14 protein-coding genes are annotated in these 14,148 nt (G+C 64.6%); 3 read left to right on the top strand and 11 right to left on the bottom strand.

Features of this window, described 5'->3' with window-relative positions; all coding sequences use genetic code 11:
- Nucleotides 1-57 precede the first annotated feature (57 nt).
- The 6 genes from ahbB (AC22G6_RS14400) to AC22G6_RS14375 form a co-directional block, all read right to left on the bottom strand.
- Entirely contained in the window at nt 58-576 is a 519-nt protein-coding gene (gene ahbB, locus AC22G6_RS14400; RefSeq protein WP_487367322.1) for a siroheme decarboxylase subunit beta, read from the bottom strand.
- Entirely contained in the window at nt 576-1,070 is a 495-nt protein-coding gene (locus AC22G6_RS14395; protein ID WP_487367321.1) for an Lrp/AsnC family transcriptional regulator, read from the bottom strand. Before AC22G6_RS14395 ends, ahbB (AC22G6_RS14400) begins: the two co-directional genes overlap by 1 nt.
- Nucleotides 1,063-2,100 (bottom strand): siroheme decarboxylase subunit beta, encoded by a 1,038-nt coding sequence (ahbB, locus tag AC22G6_RS14390; RefSeq protein WP_487367320.1) that lies wholly within the window; start codon nt 2,098-2,100, stop codon nt 1,063-1,065. The genes AC22G6_RS14395 and ahbB (AC22G6_RS14390) overlap by 8 nt, the downstream gene beginning before the upstream one ends.
- 3 nt (nt 2,101-2,103) lie before the next feature.
- On the bottom strand, nt 2,104-3,312 hold the full coding sequence (locus tag AC22G6_RS14385; protein WP_487367319.1) for a cytochrome D1 domain-containing protein: 1,209 nt from the start codon (nt 3,310-3,312) through the stop codon (nt 2,104-2,106).
- A gap of 20 nt (nt 3,313-3,332) precedes the next feature.
- Nucleotides 3,333-3,704, bottom strand: coding sequence for a c-type cytochrome (locus tag AC22G6_RS14380; RefSeq protein WP_487367318.1), 372 nt, complete (start codon nt 3,702-3,704; stop codon nt 3,333-3,335).
- 196 nt (nt 3,705-3,900) lie between these two features.
- Entirely contained in the window at nt 3,901-5,625 is a 1,725-nt protein-coding gene (locus tag AC22G6_RS14375; protein WP_487367317.1) for a cytochrome D1 domain-containing protein, read from the bottom strand.
- A 163-nt stretch (nt 5,626-5,788) separates the two neighbouring features.
- On the opposite strand from AC22G6_RS14375, the gene cobA reads away from it, so the two are divergent.
- The 3 genes from cobA to AC22G6_RS14360 all read left to right on the top strand — a co-directional run bounded on the left by cobA (nt 5,789) and on the right by AC22G6_RS14360 (nt 8,731).
- Nucleotides 5,789-6,667, top strand: coding sequence for a uroporphyrinogen-III C-methyltransferase (gene cobA / locus AC22G6_RS14370; protein WP_487367316.1), 879 nt, complete (start codon nt 5,789-5,791; stop codon nt 6,665-6,667).
- Between the two features lie 113 nt (nt 6,668-6,780).
- A complete protein-coding gene (locus AC22G6_RS14365) occupies nt 6,781-7,860 on the top strand; it encodes a type I glyceraldehyde-3-phosphate dehydrogenase (protein WP_108948669.1) in 1,080 nt (359 codons plus the stop codon).
- Nucleotides 7,853-8,731, top strand: a complete 879-nt coding sequence (locus tag AC22G6_RS14360) for a class I SAM-dependent methyltransferase (RefSeq protein WP_487367315.1) — start codon at nt 7,853-7,855, stop codon at nt 8,729-8,731. Before AC22G6_RS14365 ends, AC22G6_RS14360 begins: the two co-directional genes overlap by 8 nt.
- 84 nt (nt 8,732-8,815) lie before the next feature.
- Here the strand turns inward: AC22G6_RS14360 and AC22G6_RS14355 are convergent, their stop codons facing one another.
- From AC22G6_RS14355 to trbF, 5 genes are all read right to left on the bottom strand, one after another.
- Nucleotides 8,816-10,456 carry a methyl-accepting chemotaxis protein gene (locus AC22G6_RS14355; RefSeq protein WP_487367314.1) on the bottom strand — a complete coding sequence of 547 codons (1,641 nt, stop codon included), beginning with the start codon at nt 10,454-10,456 and terminating at the stop codon, nt 8,816-8,818.
- A gap of 486 nt (nt 10,457-10,942) precedes the next feature.
- Complete coding sequence (locus AC22G6_RS14350; protein WP_033475083.1) at nt 10,943-11,185, bottom strand: DUF2274 domain-containing protein; 243 nt, start codon at nt 11,183-11,185, stop codon at nt 10,943-10,945.
- Nucleotides 11,182-12,450: a TraB/TrbI/VirB10 family type IV secretion system protein gene (locus AC22G6_RS14345; protein WP_034046876.1), complete on the bottom strand. Its 1,269-nt coding sequence runs from the start codon at nt 12,448-12,450 to the stop codon at nt 11,182-11,184. The genes AC22G6_RS14350 and AC22G6_RS14345 overlap by 4 nt, the downstream gene beginning before the upstream one ends.
- A gap of 2 nt (nt 12,451-12,452) precedes the next feature.
- Nucleotides 12,453-13,445 (bottom strand): P-type conjugative transfer protein TrbG, encoded by a 993-nt coding sequence (gene trbG / locus AC22G6_RS14340; RefSeq protein ID WP_034046878.1) that lies wholly within the window; start codon nt 13,443-13,445, stop codon nt 12,453-12,455.
- A complete protein-coding gene (trbF, locus tag AC22G6_RS14335; RefSeq protein WP_034046881.1) occupies nt 13,442-14,146 on the bottom strand; it encodes a conjugal transfer protein TrbF in 705 nt (234 codons plus the stop codon). Before trbF ends, trbG begins: the two co-directional genes overlap by 4 nt.
- Nucleotides 14,147-14,148 lie beyond the last annotated feature (2 nt).

Below are 14,148 nucleotides of genomic sequence, written 5' to 3'. Positions count from 1 at the left end.
TGCGATGTGCAGGCGGACCAAGGCCGCCATGCCGCGCGTCATCCTCCCCACCGGCCACTAGCTCAGCCTGATGCCGGTCTTCTTGAGAATCGCCGTGGAAAAAAGGACATCGTGCGCGCGACACGCGCGGGGAAAGCGGGTCTGGATCAGCGCCGCGACTTCGTCGACACGCTCGAGTGCGGCCTCGCGGCTGCCTGCGTGCACCATCGCAAACAGGTTGTACGGCCAGTCGGGCAACTGGCGCGGCCGGCGGTAGCAATGGGTGATGAAACCGAGCGCCCCCACCAGCTCGCCGACTTCATCCACCAGCGCGTCGTCGATATCCCATACGGTCATGCCGTTTGCGGTATAGCCGATGGCGTAGTGATTGGGCACTGCGCCGATACGCCTGATCGCACCGCTGGACAGCATCGCCGCGAGACGTTCGCGCACCACGGCTTCGGTGCAGCCAAGCTGGCTGGCGAGCTCGGCATAGGGACGCGGCACCAGCGGCAAGCCCTGCTGGGTGGCGAGTACCAGGCGACGATCCAGTTCGTCGCCTCCCGCATCGACACCGCTCACCGATTCGTTCGTCATCAGGCCTCCAGCCTCATTTCGACGAAGTACTCCCTTTCCTTGGGAAACAGATGTACCGGCAAGCCGGTAAGAGTCTCGATGCGCGCCGCCGCATCCGCGATGCCCTCGGGGCTTGCGGTTGCGAGCACGAACCACATGTTGAAGGCATGCGTGCGGCAATAGTTGTGCGCCACGGCCGGCAGGGAATTGACGGCGTCCACCACCCGCTCCCAGTCGGCCTCGGGCACCGCCATCGCCGCCAGGCAGAAGGCACCGCCCATGCGCTCGATCTGGAACATCGGCCCGAAGCGGGTCAGCACGCGGTCGTCGAGCAGACTGCTCAGACGCGCGATCACTTCGTCCTCGCTCAGGCCAAGCATCGCCCCGATGGCTGCATAGGGTTGTTCCACAAGGGGAAACTCGCCCTGCAGTGCGTTGATCAGGCGGCGGTCGACGGCGTCAGGCTCACGACTGGCAGCGATACCGCGTGCGCCTCGTGCCGTGTGTTCAGCCATGACCGCTCTCCGGCCCCAGCGGCAGGTAGTGCGCGCCGCTCTGCTTGAAACGCCGTCCGCTGAACAGCACCGCATGCGGAAAGTGATCGAGCCCGAGCGCGCAGGCGATCTCGTCCCGCTGCGCAAGCACGGTTTCGCGGACGCTGCCGTGGATCATGCAGAACAGGTTGTAAGGCCAGTGCGGAAGGGACCGTGCGCGCCGATAGCACAGCGTCACGCCGGGGTGCCGTGCAAGCTGCCTGCCCAGCGTGCTGGCCAGTTCGTCCGGCACATCCCACACACACATGGCATTGGCCTTGATGCCGAGTTCATGGTGACGAACCACCACGCCGAAGCGCCGGATCAGCCCGTCCTCGAGCGCACGCGACACGATCTCGATCACCATGTTCTCGTTCAGACCGACCCGCTGACCGACGCCAGCCCACGGCGCGGGCATGATGGGCAAGCCGCGCTGCAGGGCGGCGAACAGACTGCGTTCCATCTCCGGCAGGGCACATGCCGTCGCAGTGCTGCCCGACACACGGGACTCGCACTCGGCCCGGTCTGCCGCACTGCGTCCGGAAAGATCGAAACCGAGATCGATATGGAATTCTTCTTCCAGCGGCAGGATGAGGGCATGGCAGCCGGTATCGGCCTCGATGGAACAGACCATGCGCCGCAAGGTCTTATCGTCGGCAGCGGACGCGACGAACCACAGATTGAAGGCGTGCTCGCGCTCATAGTTGTGATTGACGCCAGGCTCGGCGCTTACGCGTGCAGCGACGTCGTCCAGGCGTTCCGGTGGCACCGCCAGCGCCACCAGCGCGCCCGCACCCAGGCGACGCGGTGCGAACACCGCGCCCACCCGGCTCACCACACCGGACGTCACCCAGTCGAGATAGCGTTCGATGACCGCCTGCTCGCTCAGACCGACGCGGTCGCCGATCACGGCAAAGGGACGCGGCACGAGCGGAAAGCCGCGCTGCCAGTCGTTGAGAAGACGAAACTCGGCACTGTCGATGTCGAGCAGCAAGGGATGGATGCGTGCCATGGCTCAGAACCCGGTACGCGCTGCGCGGCTGGTAAAGAAGATGCCGCTCGGACTGGCTGCCGAAAAGCTGTGAAGCGGCTTGTGGCTGGCCGTGTCGTAGATGAACACCCGGTTGTCGTCCCGCGACGACAGCCATACGACCTCGCCGCGGGGCGCGAACTCCATGTGCAGAATGGCGCGTCCCGGCTGCAGCGTATCGACCACATCCTGGCTCAGGGTGTCGATGACCTGTACCCAGCCGTTCTCGGGAAAGGCGAAGTTGACCCACACCTCACGCCCGTCCGGCCGCGCCATCACGAACACCGGCTGGCTCTTCACCGCAATCCGCCCCACTTCCTGCCAGGTGGTGGTGTCCACCACCAGCACTTCATGACGGCCGATGGCGGGCAGGTAGGCACGCCCGGCTGCAATCGCCCAGCCGCGAAGGTGCGGCATCTTGTACACCGGCAATGGTGCGTCGCCCTTGCCGTAGCCGGCGAGAATCTTGCGCACACCCTGCTGCGGTTGCCACAGGTCGAGCATGGCCAGCCCGTCCTCACCGAACAGGCCGGCGATGTAGTAGCGCCCGTCGGGTGTCACCAGCGCATCGTAGGGCTGACGACCGGCGGGGAAGCGCTGCGTTGTCGGGTGTGCCGGATCGGAGAGATCGGTCACGCGGATCTCGTCCGCATCGAACAGGGAATACACGAAACGGTTGCCCGGGAGATCTGCCAGACCAACCACCTTGGAGCGCTGACCGTCGCTGCCGTAGCTCGCTGGCACGTCTGCGACCAGTTCGAGGGTTTCGGCATCGAAGGCCTTGATGCCGCCGGGGGTGTAGTTCTGCGCAACGACGATGCGGCCATCCTGTGAAATCGCGCCGCCAATCGCGTTGCCCGCCTGCATGATCCGCCGGACGATGCGCCCGGTCAGCAGGTCGACCTTGCTCAGGCCGCCATCGCGCCCGAACACGAAGGCATAGCGCGCGTCACGCGAGAACACCACCGAGGCGTGCGACAGGTCACCCAGCCCTTCGACCTGAGCGAGCACGGCGCGCGCGCTGGTATCGACAATTTTCACCCGCCCGTCGGCACGCTCGATCAGCACGCCAAGATCGCCGGTACCGCGCAGTACGGGCGCGGCCGTGGTGCAGGCCGACAGCAGGAGCACCATCACCGGCAACAGAATGCCCCATAGCAGCGGCGGGGAAAGGCGAACGTTTTCCTTCGACATGTAGCGACTCCTGCTTCTTTCTAGCGTTCTGCGCGCTGCAACGCCAGTCCACGATCGGCCGGAAAGCCGCGCATCAGCTGATCAATGATCCAGCGCGCTTCGAGTTCGGAGAGAATGCCGCGAAACGGCGGCATCGGCGTGCCGGGACGCCCGTACATGACGGTTGCCACCAGTCCGTCGACCGGTTTGTCCGCAAGTGCAGCGGGGGTCAGCGCGGGCCCGAGCCCACCGCCAAGCGTCAGCCCATGACAGGAGCCGCAGTCCTGGCGAACCATGTGCACCAGCACGCGTTCGCGTTCGGCCGCAAGCGGCGGCGTGGCCGAAGCGAACACGGACATCAGGGTGAGCCCGACAAGAACGAGAACATGCATCAACAGTGCTGGCGGCTTCATCATGCTATCCGTATGCGCTTCATCTGGGATAAGCATGACGCCTGAGCCCCATGCATGCCTTGACCCGAATCAACCGTGCCCTTCGGCAGCCGGGGCCGGCCCCGACTTCGGGCCGCAGAGACGAAAAAGCCAGGACAATCGCTGACGAGAGTCCTGGCCGTCGGAGCAGCGCGACCGGCGTCGCGCCTTCACTGCATCAATACACGTCGTGCTGGGTGTTATACAGGTTGAACTTGCCGGTCGGCGTGATCAGACGCGGATCCTTGATCACCGCCTTGAGCGTGCGCGTCTTGTCATCGACCACGACGATTGCCGACTCCTGGTTCTTGGCTGACCACACCGAGAACCAGACCTCGTCACCCTTGACGTTGTACTCGGGCTGCAGCACGCGCTTGGCGCCTTCACCCAGCTCAGCCCACTTCGCGATCGGCAACACCTCGAAGCCCTTGTCGAGCTTGTTGATGTCATACACGGCGATCGACTGGCTTACCGCCGGATCGGGGTTCAGTGCGGTGTCCACCCACAGGTTCGTCGACTTCGGGTGAGTCTTGAGGAAGAGCGATCCTCCGCCCTGCCCGTTCAGCGACTCGACCATCTTCCACGCATACTGCTTGTGCTTCTCGGGATCGGTACCGATCAGCGCAATGGTTTCGTCGCCGAGGTGGCCGGTCGCCCATACCGGACCATACTTGGGATGGATGAAGTTGGCGCCACGACCCGGGTGCGGGATCTTGCCGACATCGATCAGACCGGCAAGCTTGCCGTCCTTCGAATCCACCGCCGCAACCTTGTTTGACTGGTTGGCGGCAACCATGAAGTAGCGCTTGGAGCTGTCCCAGCCGCCATCGTGCAGGAAGCGTGCGGCTTCGATCTCGGTGGTTTTCAGCGCGTTGATGTTGGAGTAATCCACCATCAGGATCTTGCCGGTTTCCTTCACGTTCACCACGAACTCGGGCCGGTAGTGCGAGGCCACGATCGAGGCAACCCGCGGCTCGGGGTGGTATTCCTGCGTGTCCACCGTCATGCCGCGCGTACCGACGATCTTGAGCGGTTCGAGCGTGTCGCCTTCCATGATGACGAACTGCGGCGGCCAGTAGGAGCCTGCAATCGCGTACTTGTCCTCGAAACCCTTGTACTTGGAGGTTTCGACCGAGCGGGCCTCGAGACCGGTGCGGATCTCGGCGACGGTGTCCGGTTTCTCCAGCCACAGGTCGATGAGGTTGATCTTCGCATCGCGACCGATCACGTACAGGTAACGACCGGACGCCGAGGTGCGCGAAATGTGGACGGCATAGCCGGTCTTGAGGATGTTGATGATCTTCTTGCTGTCGCCGTCGATCAGGGCCACTTCGCCACTGTCACGCAGAGTGGTGGAGAAGATGTTGTCGAGGTTGTAGCTGTTCATCTTCTTCGTCGGACGCTTCTCCGGCGGCACGATCACCTTCCACGTCGCCTTCATGTCGGCCATGCCGAACTCCGGCGGTTGCGGCGGGGTTTGCTGAACATAGCGCGCCATCAGATCGACTTCGTCATCGGTCAGCTCACCCGACGTACCCCAGTTCGGCATCCCGGCCGGCGAACCGTACTTGATGAACACCTTGAGGTACTCGGTGCCCGAGGCCAGGGTCTTGTCGGGCGTCAGCGGCTTGCCGGTTGCGCCCTTGCGCAGCACGCCGTGACAGCCTGCACAGCGCTGGAAATAGATCTGCCGGGCCTTGTCGAACTCGGTCTTGGACATCGACGGTGCCTTGGGATTGATGTCCTGATACATCTCGACCGCCTCAAGCGGCGAACCACCCGCCTGGTACTTCATCTCGGCAGGCGAGACGTCCTTGTGAGTCTCCTCGGCCCAGGCCGCAGTCAGTGCCAGCGGCAGCGCAGCCAGCACGGCGGCATGACGAATCCAACGCATATGCTGCATTTTCCCTCTCCTTCGTAACGCATGAACAGACGAAAAAATCATGCGATCAGTATCGAACTGGTGCCGACTTGCGATCCTTGATGTGAATTAATTTTCCATGCTGCACTTAGGGATAAAGTCCAGTCATCCTAAAACTAGCAGATATTGACTGAGAATAAAGACCATGACCCAAAGCACCCTGCTTCGCCCTGCGTCCTCCTCGCTCATCCACCTCAACCGGGGATCTGCTGGCTCCTTCGCAAGCCCGGCGGCACCGCGCGAACCCGGGCACGCCGGCACCGCAACCGGCTCGGTCGCCCTCGTGGGCGCCGGCCCGGGCGACCCCGAACTGCTCACCATGAAGGCGGCCCGGCGCATCGCCGAAGCCGATGTCATCGTCTATGACCAACTCGTGGGCGAAGGCATCCTGGATCTGGCGCGCCCCGATGCACGGCGCATCTATGCGGGCAAGAAGGCCGGCAGGCATGCACTGCCCCAGGACGAGATCAACCTGCTGCTGGTGGAACTCGCGCTTCAGGGGCTCAGGGTCGTTCGCCTCAAAGGCGGAGACCCCTTCATTTTCGGACGCGGCGGGGAGGAGATGCAGGCACTGATCGCCAGCGGCATCGCCTGTGAGGTCGTACCCGGTGTCACCGCTGCAGCAGGCATGGCGGCAAGCACCGGCATTCCGCTGACGCACCGTGACCATGCACAGACCGTGGTGTTTGCCACCGGCCACCTGAAGGAAGGCAGCGTCGATCTCGACTGGGACGCGCTGGCCAGACCCCATCAGACCATCGTCATCTACATGGGCCTGGGTGCGCTCGACATCATCTGTCGTGAGCTGGTAGCGCACGGTCTGTGGCGCACCACGCCTGCCGCGGTCGTGCATGCCGCCACAACGCCGCAGCAGCGCATCGTCACCAGCACCCTGATGTCGCTCCCCTTCGAGGTGCGTGCCGCGAAGCTGCAGACGCCCAGCCTGATCGTGGTGGGCACGGTGGTTGAGCTGCATACCATGCTGACCAGAACGGTCGATCAGGTTGCAGCGCTTGCCGTCTGACCAGGCCCCTCGAACACCACGACGCTGCAATTCATCAGCGGACCTCCCGATGCCATAAACTGGGGTGGGCCCTGCATCGGTTGTAGAATCCTGCCCTTGTCCCGCATCCCATCATGGCAGGCTCGAACGTGGCGTCATCCCGCTCCAACCCGTTTCGCATCGCGATCAATGGTTACGGTCGCATCGGCCGTTGCTTTCTGCGTGCCCTTCACGAATCGTCGATCAGCGACCGCTTCAAGGTCGTTGCCATCAACGAGCCGGCCGATCTGGCCAGCATCGCCTACCTCACCCGCTTCGATTCCACCCACGGCCGCTTTCCCGGCCGGGTCGTCGCCGATGACGACGCCCTGCTGATCGGCGATCAGATGATTGCGGTCACCCACGCCACCACGCCGGAAGGCGTGGACTGGGCAGGCCTGGATCTCGATCTGGTGGTCGAGTGTTCGGGCCAGTACAGCGACCGCGCCGCACTGCAGCGCTTTCTCGATTCCGGTTGCCGGCGCGTGCTGCTCTCACACCCGGGCAACAGTGCCGCGGATGTGGACGCCACGATCGTGCACGGCATCAACGATGAAACGCTCACCGGCACCGAACGTCTGGTCTCGAATGCGTCGTGCACCACCAACGCGGTCGTCCCGGTGCTCGATCTGCTGCATCGCGAGCTCGGGATCGAGCAGGTACTGCTCACCACCCTGCATTCGGCGATGAACGATCAGCCGCTGATCGACGGTTATCACGACACCGACCTTCGCCGCACGCGCTCGGCAATGCAGTCGATCATTCCGGTCTCGACCGGTCTGGCGCGCGGAGTGGAACGGCTGCTTCCGGCGCTGACCGGCCGCGTGCACGCCAAGGCGATCCGGGTGCCGACGCACAACGTGTCGGCCATCGACATGGTGCTCACCCTCGAGCGCGACGCGTCAGCCGCGCACATCAACACCTTGCTGCAGCAGGCTGCCGCAGGTCCGTTTGCCGGCCTGATCGCCTGGTCGGACGAGACCCACGCCTCGATCGACTTCAATCACGATGCACACTCGGCCATCGTCGATGGCAGCCAGACCCGTTCCTGTGGTCCGCGCATGGTCAACCTGCTGGTGTGGTTCGACAACGAATGGGGGTTCGCCAACCGCATGCTCGATGTGAGCCGTCACTGGCTGAGCCTGAGCGACCACACGGCTGCCGCCGATGCCTAGCCCTGCCCTGCTGCTTAATCTGGCGCTCGACCTGTTTTCAGGCCAGCGCCAGCCGCGCGTTACGGAACCCGAGCTGGTGATGGACGACCCGGCCAGTGCCGAAGCCTTCATGCTGGCGGGGCGCGAAGACGGCATCCTGGCCCACACCTACCTCTACCATGCAATCCAGGCCAGCGCGGTCATCGCCCCCGGCGCCACCGTACTCGACCTTGGTTGCGGCCCGGCAAACCAGCTGGCCTTCATTGCCCGACTCAACCCCGACGCCCGCTTCATCGGTCTCGATGCGTCCGATGCGATGCTCGATCTGGGACGCGAAACACTGGCACGCAACGCCATCAGCAATACCCGGCTGTGCGCCGGCGACATGACCGCCCTGCGCGGCTTCGACGATGGCTCGGTTGATGCGGTGATCTCCACCATGTCGCTGCACCATCTGGGCAGTCTGGAGGCGCTGTCGAAGACCCTGTGCGAGGCACTGCGGGTCCTGAAGCCCGGCGGTGGTATCTATTTGGTGGATTTCGGCCGTCTGCGGAGACAGGCTTCGCAGGCCTTCTTTGCCACCGAAAATGCGGCGAGGCAGCCCAAGCTGTTTACCGAGGATTACTACAACTCCTTGCGAGCCGCCTTCAGCCTCGACGAGCTGCGTGCCGCAGCCGCGGTATTCGGCGCTGCGACACGTGTTCACCGAACCTTCCTGGTGCCCTTCCTGGTTGCCATCCGCAGCACCGCTTCGCAGCCCCTCAGACCCGCCACAGTGGCCGCAGCACGTGCAATCCATGCCGAGCTAAGCCCGCGCCAGCAATACGAGCTGCGCGACCTCTCACGCTTCTTTGCGCACGGTGGTTTTCCGCTCGCCTTCAAACCCTGGTGAGCTGCGCGGGCACCCGGCCCGCAGCAGCGCACCAGCGCACTCGGCGAATCGCTGGCGCATGCGCCAGCGGGGCTGTCAGGGCAATCAGCCGATCTTGAAGCGGCTCACAGAGGCATGCAGGCCGCTGGAGAGTTTCTGCATGTTGCGCGCAGCCTCTGCGGTGTTGTGCACCGCGCGCGTGCCCTCTTCCGACATCTGGGCGATCTGCTCGATATTGCGCGCGATCTCGCTGGAAACCGTGCCCTGTTCGCGAATCGCATCGGAGATGCTGTTCACCACTTCCATGACGCGCTGCGCGCCGTCCCGGATCTCGGTGATCGACGCGCCCGCCTGACTCGCCAGCGCCACGCCTGCGCCCGCCTGCCGGACACCGGCTTCCATGCTCGACACTGCGTTGCGCGTGCCATTCTGGATCTTGTCCACCATGCCGGCGATCTCGGTCGTCGACAGACTCGTGCGCTCCGCCAGCTTGCGCACCTCGTCGGCCACCACCGCGAAACCACGTCCCTGCTCGCCCGCACGTGCAGCCTCGATCGCCGCGTTGAGCGCCAGCAGATTGGTCTGGTCGGCGATCTCGCGAATCGTATTGACGATGGACGTGATCTGGTTCGACTGTTCGCCCAGGTCCTGGATGATTGCCGACGAGGATTTGACCGCATCGGAAATGTTGCGCATCTCGGTCGCAGCGCTCTGAATGACGCCCGTACCCTTGGCCGACAGCTCGCCCGAATGAACCGTGATCGCGTGCGCCTCATGTGCGTTCTCGGCCACCTGGTCGATACTGACCGTCATCTCCTCGACGGCCGCAGCCATCGACGATGCAGCCTCGCTCTGATGGCTCGACTGGATGGCCACCTCTTCCGACGCGGTCAGCATCTGGGACGACGCAGAAGCAAGCTGTTCGGCCCCTCTAACGATCTCCCCGATCATCTGGCGCAGCGTCTGCTGCATGACCTTCATGCCCGCCAGCACGCTGGTGGTGTCTCCGGGGGCGCAATCCACATCGCTCGTCAGATCACCTGCGGCGATGGCCCGGGTAATCCGCGACGCGTACTCTGGCTCCCCCCCGAGCGTACGCAGAATCCAGCGTCCGACCAGGGTCAGCGACACCGCGATGAAGGCGCCAATGCCAAGCCCCCACGCCAGCAGCCACAGCGCCTTGGCCTTGAATATGGTGTCGACGTCATCGACATAGATGCCGGTGCCGATGACCCATTTCCATGCGTCGCTACCCTTCACATAGGACACCTTGGGCACCGGCGCATCGGACCCGGGTTTGGCCCATACGTAATCGACGAAGCCGGCGCCCTTCGTCTTCACGACGCTGTTGAACTCGACGAACAGGAGTTTCCCATTCGCGTCCTTCAACTGGTCCAGTTTCTTGCCTTCGAGATCGCCCCGAATCGGATGCATGACCATGAGGTCGTTCAGATCATTGATCCAGAAATACTCGTTCCTGTCGTAGCGCATCGTGCGCAGCACTTCCTTTGCCGCTCTCTGCGCATCGGCCAGTTCGAGCGTGCCATTCGCCGCCAGCTTCTCGAAATGGGAGACGGTGGCATGTGCGACCTCGACCAGATTGCGTACCTTCTCCTGGCGGTCTGTCATCAACTGCTGGCGCTCACTCATGAGCACGACGACAAAGAGCACGCACAGACCGATGACGGTGGCGACGGTGAGCGCAATCAGGCGACTGCGCAGGGACAAGGACCGATCTTTACTCATGACAATCTCCGCAAACCGCTCTTAACCCGGATTCCGCTTCGAACTCCAGAAGCAGCCAGTGTCCGTGCTAACGGCAGCCTCCGCCGGATCTTTAGCCGGAACCTTGCGGGACCGCAGACACCACCGCCAGCCACGTCGTCGCGGACTCGACCAGACCGCCCGCACACCATGGCCTGCACAAACGCCAGACAACAAAAAAGTTCCGGTGTCAAGTGTTTTGTGAAAACAGCCTGATGGCCGGAAGTCTATATGGGGCGCGGGTTTAGCTCTACTTCGGGCCGCTTTGCGGGGCTGCGGCGTTGTGGACTAGGAGCCACATAAGAGCGTCGCGGTAGAAAGCCGGAGCGTGCTGCATCGGGGACGATTGCCAGCAGACGGCGGCCGCGTCTCATCATCATAGCCCACAACGCCGCAGCCCTCCAGAACGAAGAACGCGCAGCCTTGGGCTGCGCGTTCGAGGGATGGATACCACGGGAACCGGCGTCATCAGCTTGGCTTCGACGGCGCGGCCTTGCCCGCGCCTCCCTTCCTGAATCCCCGATCCCCCGCCATGAAGGCTTCCAGCATGTGCGGAATCAGCACCGTGGCATCGACCGCTTCGCCGTAGGTCTGCGCGTGCAGCGCGGCGTAGCGGTCGAGGTCGGCTTTCAGGCTGGCCGGGCAAGCAAAGGTCAGCTTCGTGGATTCGGTTTTCGGCAGCGGCCCCAGCCGCAGCTTGCGCGTCGTCATCGTGAAGTCCCCCTGTTGAAGAAAAGCGGCTGGTACGGCCGCAGCACCAGATCGCGGTTGACGATGATGCGAACCGGCAGGCCCGGCCGTTCGGTCAGCGTCGGTTGGATGTTCATGTTGCGCCGTGTCATCTCTTGGCCGACCTGATTGATGCTGTCTTGGGCGCTGTCGCGGCCGGCGATGATGACGCGATCACCGTCCTGCCGGTTCTCCGGCGCGGCCAGCTCGGCACCGACACCCAGCAGCGTGGTCAGCGCCGCGCCGGCAAAGATGCGGCCCCAATGCCAATCCACGTCGTCTTCCAGCCCGGCATAACCGGCCGGGTCGGTGCCGGCCAGGTTGTCGAGCGTGAGCGAAGACGTGTCGGGCAGGATGATCCGGTTCCACACCACCTGCACGCGGCTCTGCCCGTAGCTGACCTGGCTGTTGTATTTGCCCAGGATGCGCGAACCCTGCGGGATCAGCAGGAACTTGCCGGTGGCCGTGTCATAGACCGGCTCCGTCACCGTGGCGATCACGTCGCCCGGCAAGTCCGACTTGATGCCCGTCACCAGCGCCCCGGCGACCACCGTTCCGGCCATGACCTGATACGGCGAAGCCGGCAGGGTCAGATTGCCGGAATTACGGGTTTCCGTGGTTCCGGCTTTCTGGAACGCCTCTTTCTGGTCTTGCCGGTTCTGTACGGCGGTCGGGTCGGCAGGCTGGGCCGCCGTCGAGGCCGGGCCAGCCGCCAGTGGGTCGAACGCCGCATTGGCGGCGAAGCCCTGCGAGGCAGCCACCTGCGTCTGCGCTACCGGCGCGGCCTTCTGCGAACCCGAGCGGAAGAACACCGACGATGCCGCAGCCGCTTCGGCTTCCTTGCGCAGCGCGTCGTTCGGGTCGTGGCCGGGGGCCGCGTAGGCGGCCGTCACCGGCTGCTGCGACTTCACGATGGCCGGGCCAAGATCGCCCGGCAGCGGCGGCCCCAGCTCCGGCACCTTCGGCGGCAGCTTCGAGTAGTCGGCCGGCAGCGCGTCCAGCCCTTCAGACTTCGAGACGCGATCGACGTTGTAAAGCTCGGTCTGCTCGCCAGTGCTGCGCCGCTGCGGTTGCAGCGACCACATCAGTGCGCCGAGCACGGCGACCGATAGGCCGCCGGCGAGGATGGCCAGCGTGCGCCGGTTCAGGCGCGTGACCGGGCGCGGTTGCGCGCGCAGCGCCACCGCCTCGGGCGCTACCTTGCCCGCCTGCGGCGTGGCGAGGTCGGGAGTGTCGTCCTGGCTCATGGTCAGTTCCTCCGCGCCACGCCATCGGTGCGTTCGATACGCACCACGTCGCCGCCATCACCGCCCAGGTGCAGTTCGGCCGCGCCGAACAGCCGATCCACGATGTAGTAAGGCGGACGAAAACGGTAGTTCACCAGTTGCCCGTCGCCCTGCGCGCCGATGACGAACAGAGGCGGCAGTTCGCCTTGCGCGATGCCCGGCGGAAACTGGATATAGACCTTCTCGCCGTCATCGAAGGCACGCAGCGGCTTCCACGGCGGATTGCTGCCGCTGACCGCGTAGCGGAAGCGGATCTTCTCCAGCGACAAGCCGGTATCGACTGGCGCGGCGGCGCTGGCCGCCTGCGCCTGGCGCTGCAAGGCCAGCATCCGGTCTTTCGGATAGTCCCAGGACACCGAAGCCATCCATGCACGCTCGGTCGAGGTCAGCTCCAGCAGGTACGTCCTGCGGCTGGTGGTGATGACCAGATTGGTTTTCAGGCCCGACCGGATGGGCTTCACCAGCACATTGACGCGCAGCGCCTCGCCGCTGCCGCTGGACGTGTCGCCCACGATCCACCGGACGGTATCGCCTGCGGCAACAGTCACCAGTTCTTCGCCGGGCTGGAGCGAAACCACGGTCACGCGCCCCGGCGCGGCATAGACCTGATAGAGCGCGCCGTCCGTGAAGGGCCATACCTGGATCGCATTGACGTAGCCCTCGCGCGTGGGCGCGATGCGGGCCTCGGCATTGGCGCGGGACACGCGCACCTTCTCGTCGGCCGGTTCCGGCGCAGCCGGGGCCGTGTCCACCTCGGGCAGCGGCTTCAACTGCGCCGGGAGTGCCAGCGGTTCGGGTACGGCAACCACTTCCACCGGCGCGGGCGGTTCCGGCAGCGGCTGCGCCTGCACCGGCTCATCGAGCGAGATGGACGGCGGCGGCTTGCCCTGCGAGGCGCAGCCCGCAAGGGCCAGCAGGATCAACGGCAAAACGGATTTACGGAAAAGTGCATTCATGGCTTGGCTCCTTCGGAAGAATCCAGTTCGCGGCTCCACGACAGGCCATTGACGTAGATACCCAGCGGGTTCTTGCGCAGGCGCTGTTCGGTGCGCGGGGTTTGCAGGACGGTGGAAAGCACGGCGTTCCAGCGTTCGGTGCCAGCGGGTGCGCCGTTGACGAACCGCTGTTCTGTCCAGCGCACGTTGAAAGACGTGTCGCTGGCGCGGACAACGCTGGTGATCTGCACCGTCACCGACTCCTTGCCGATGCGGGCGAAGGGATCGTTCTTGCTGGCGTAGTCGTTGAGCACCGCCGCGCCCTTGTCGGTGGTGTAGTCGTAGGCATCCAGCCAGTTCTGCCGCACCACGATGGGGTCGATGGACAGCGAGCGCACCAGCGTCACGAAGCGCGCCAGGTGGTGCGCGATCTGCGCATCGGCGGGCCGGTACGGCGTCGCCGCCTCACCGACGGCGCGCACCTGCCCCGACTGATCGACCTCGATGACATAGGGGGTGACGATGGATTGCGCCGAACGCCACACCAGGCCGCCGGCCATCAGCAGCGCGAGCGCGAGGCAACCGAAGGCCATGAATCGCCAGTTCTTGGCCTGGACGCGGGCCGAGCCGATGCGCTCGTCCCACACCTGCGCGGCAGATTGGTACGGGGTGGCAGGCTGCGGCGTGTCGGCATAGCGCACCTGCGGTCGCTTGAATCGCATAG

This window comes from Parazoarcus sp. PS-13 R2A (genome assembly GCF_057621855.1).
Note: the sequence above shows the minus strand (reverse complement) of the source record. Positions and strands in the feature narration are given on the sequence as shown.

Coding starts and splice junctions, on each gene's coding strand:
- ahbB (WP_487367322.1), bottom strand. CDS start 576: ATGACGAACGAATCGGTGAGCGGTGTCGATGCGGGAGGCGACGAACTG.
- AC22G6_RS14395 (WP_487367321.1), bottom strand. CDS start 1,070: ATGGCTGAACACACGGCACGAGGCGCACGCGGTATCGCTGCCAGTCGT.
- ahbB (WP_487367320.1), bottom strand. CDS start 2,100: ATGGCACGCATCCATCCCTTGCTGCTCGACATCGACAGTGCCGAGTTT.
- AC22G6_RS14385 (WP_487367319.1), bottom strand. CDS start 3,312: ATGTCGAAGGAAAACGTTCGCCTTTCCCCGCCGCTGCTATGGGGCATT.
- AC22G6_RS14380 (WP_487367318.1), bottom strand. CDS start 3,704: ATGAAGCCGCCAGCACTGTTGATGCATGTTCTCGTTCTTGTCGGGCTC.
- AC22G6_RS14375 (WP_487367317.1), bottom strand. CDS start 5,625: ATGCAGCATATGCGTTGGATTCGTCATGCCGCCGTGCTGGCTGCGCTG.
- cobA (WP_487367316.1), top strand. CDS start 5,789: ATGACCCAAAGCACCCTGCTTCGCCCTGCGTCCTCCTCGCTCATCCAC.
- AC22G6_RS14365 (WP_108948669.1), top strand. CDS start 6,781: ATGGCAGGCTCGAACGTGGCGTCATCCCGCTCCAACCCGTTTCGCATC.
- AC22G6_RS14360 (WP_487367315.1), top strand. CDS start 7,853: ATGCCTAGCCCTGCCCTGCTGCTTAATCTGGCGCTCGACCTGTTTTCA.
- AC22G6_RS14355 (WP_487367314.1), bottom strand. CDS start 10,456: ATGAGTAAAGATCGGTCCTTGTCCCTGCGCAGTCGCCTGATTGCGCTC.
- AC22G6_RS14350 (WP_033475083.1), bottom strand. CDS start 11,185: ATGACGACGCGCAAGCTGCGGCTGGGGCCGCTGCCGAAAACCGAATCC.
- AC22G6_RS14345 (WP_034046876.1), bottom strand. CDS start 12,450: ATGAGCCAGGACGACACTCCCGACCTCGCCACGCCGCAGGCGGGCAAG.
- trbG (WP_034046878.1), bottom strand. CDS start 13,445: ATGAATGCACTTTTCCGTAAATCCGTTTTGCCGTTGATCCTGCTGGCC.
- trbF (WP_034046881.1), bottom strand. CDS start 14,146: ATGCGATTCAAGCGACCGCAGGTGCGCTATGCCGACACGCCGCAGCCT.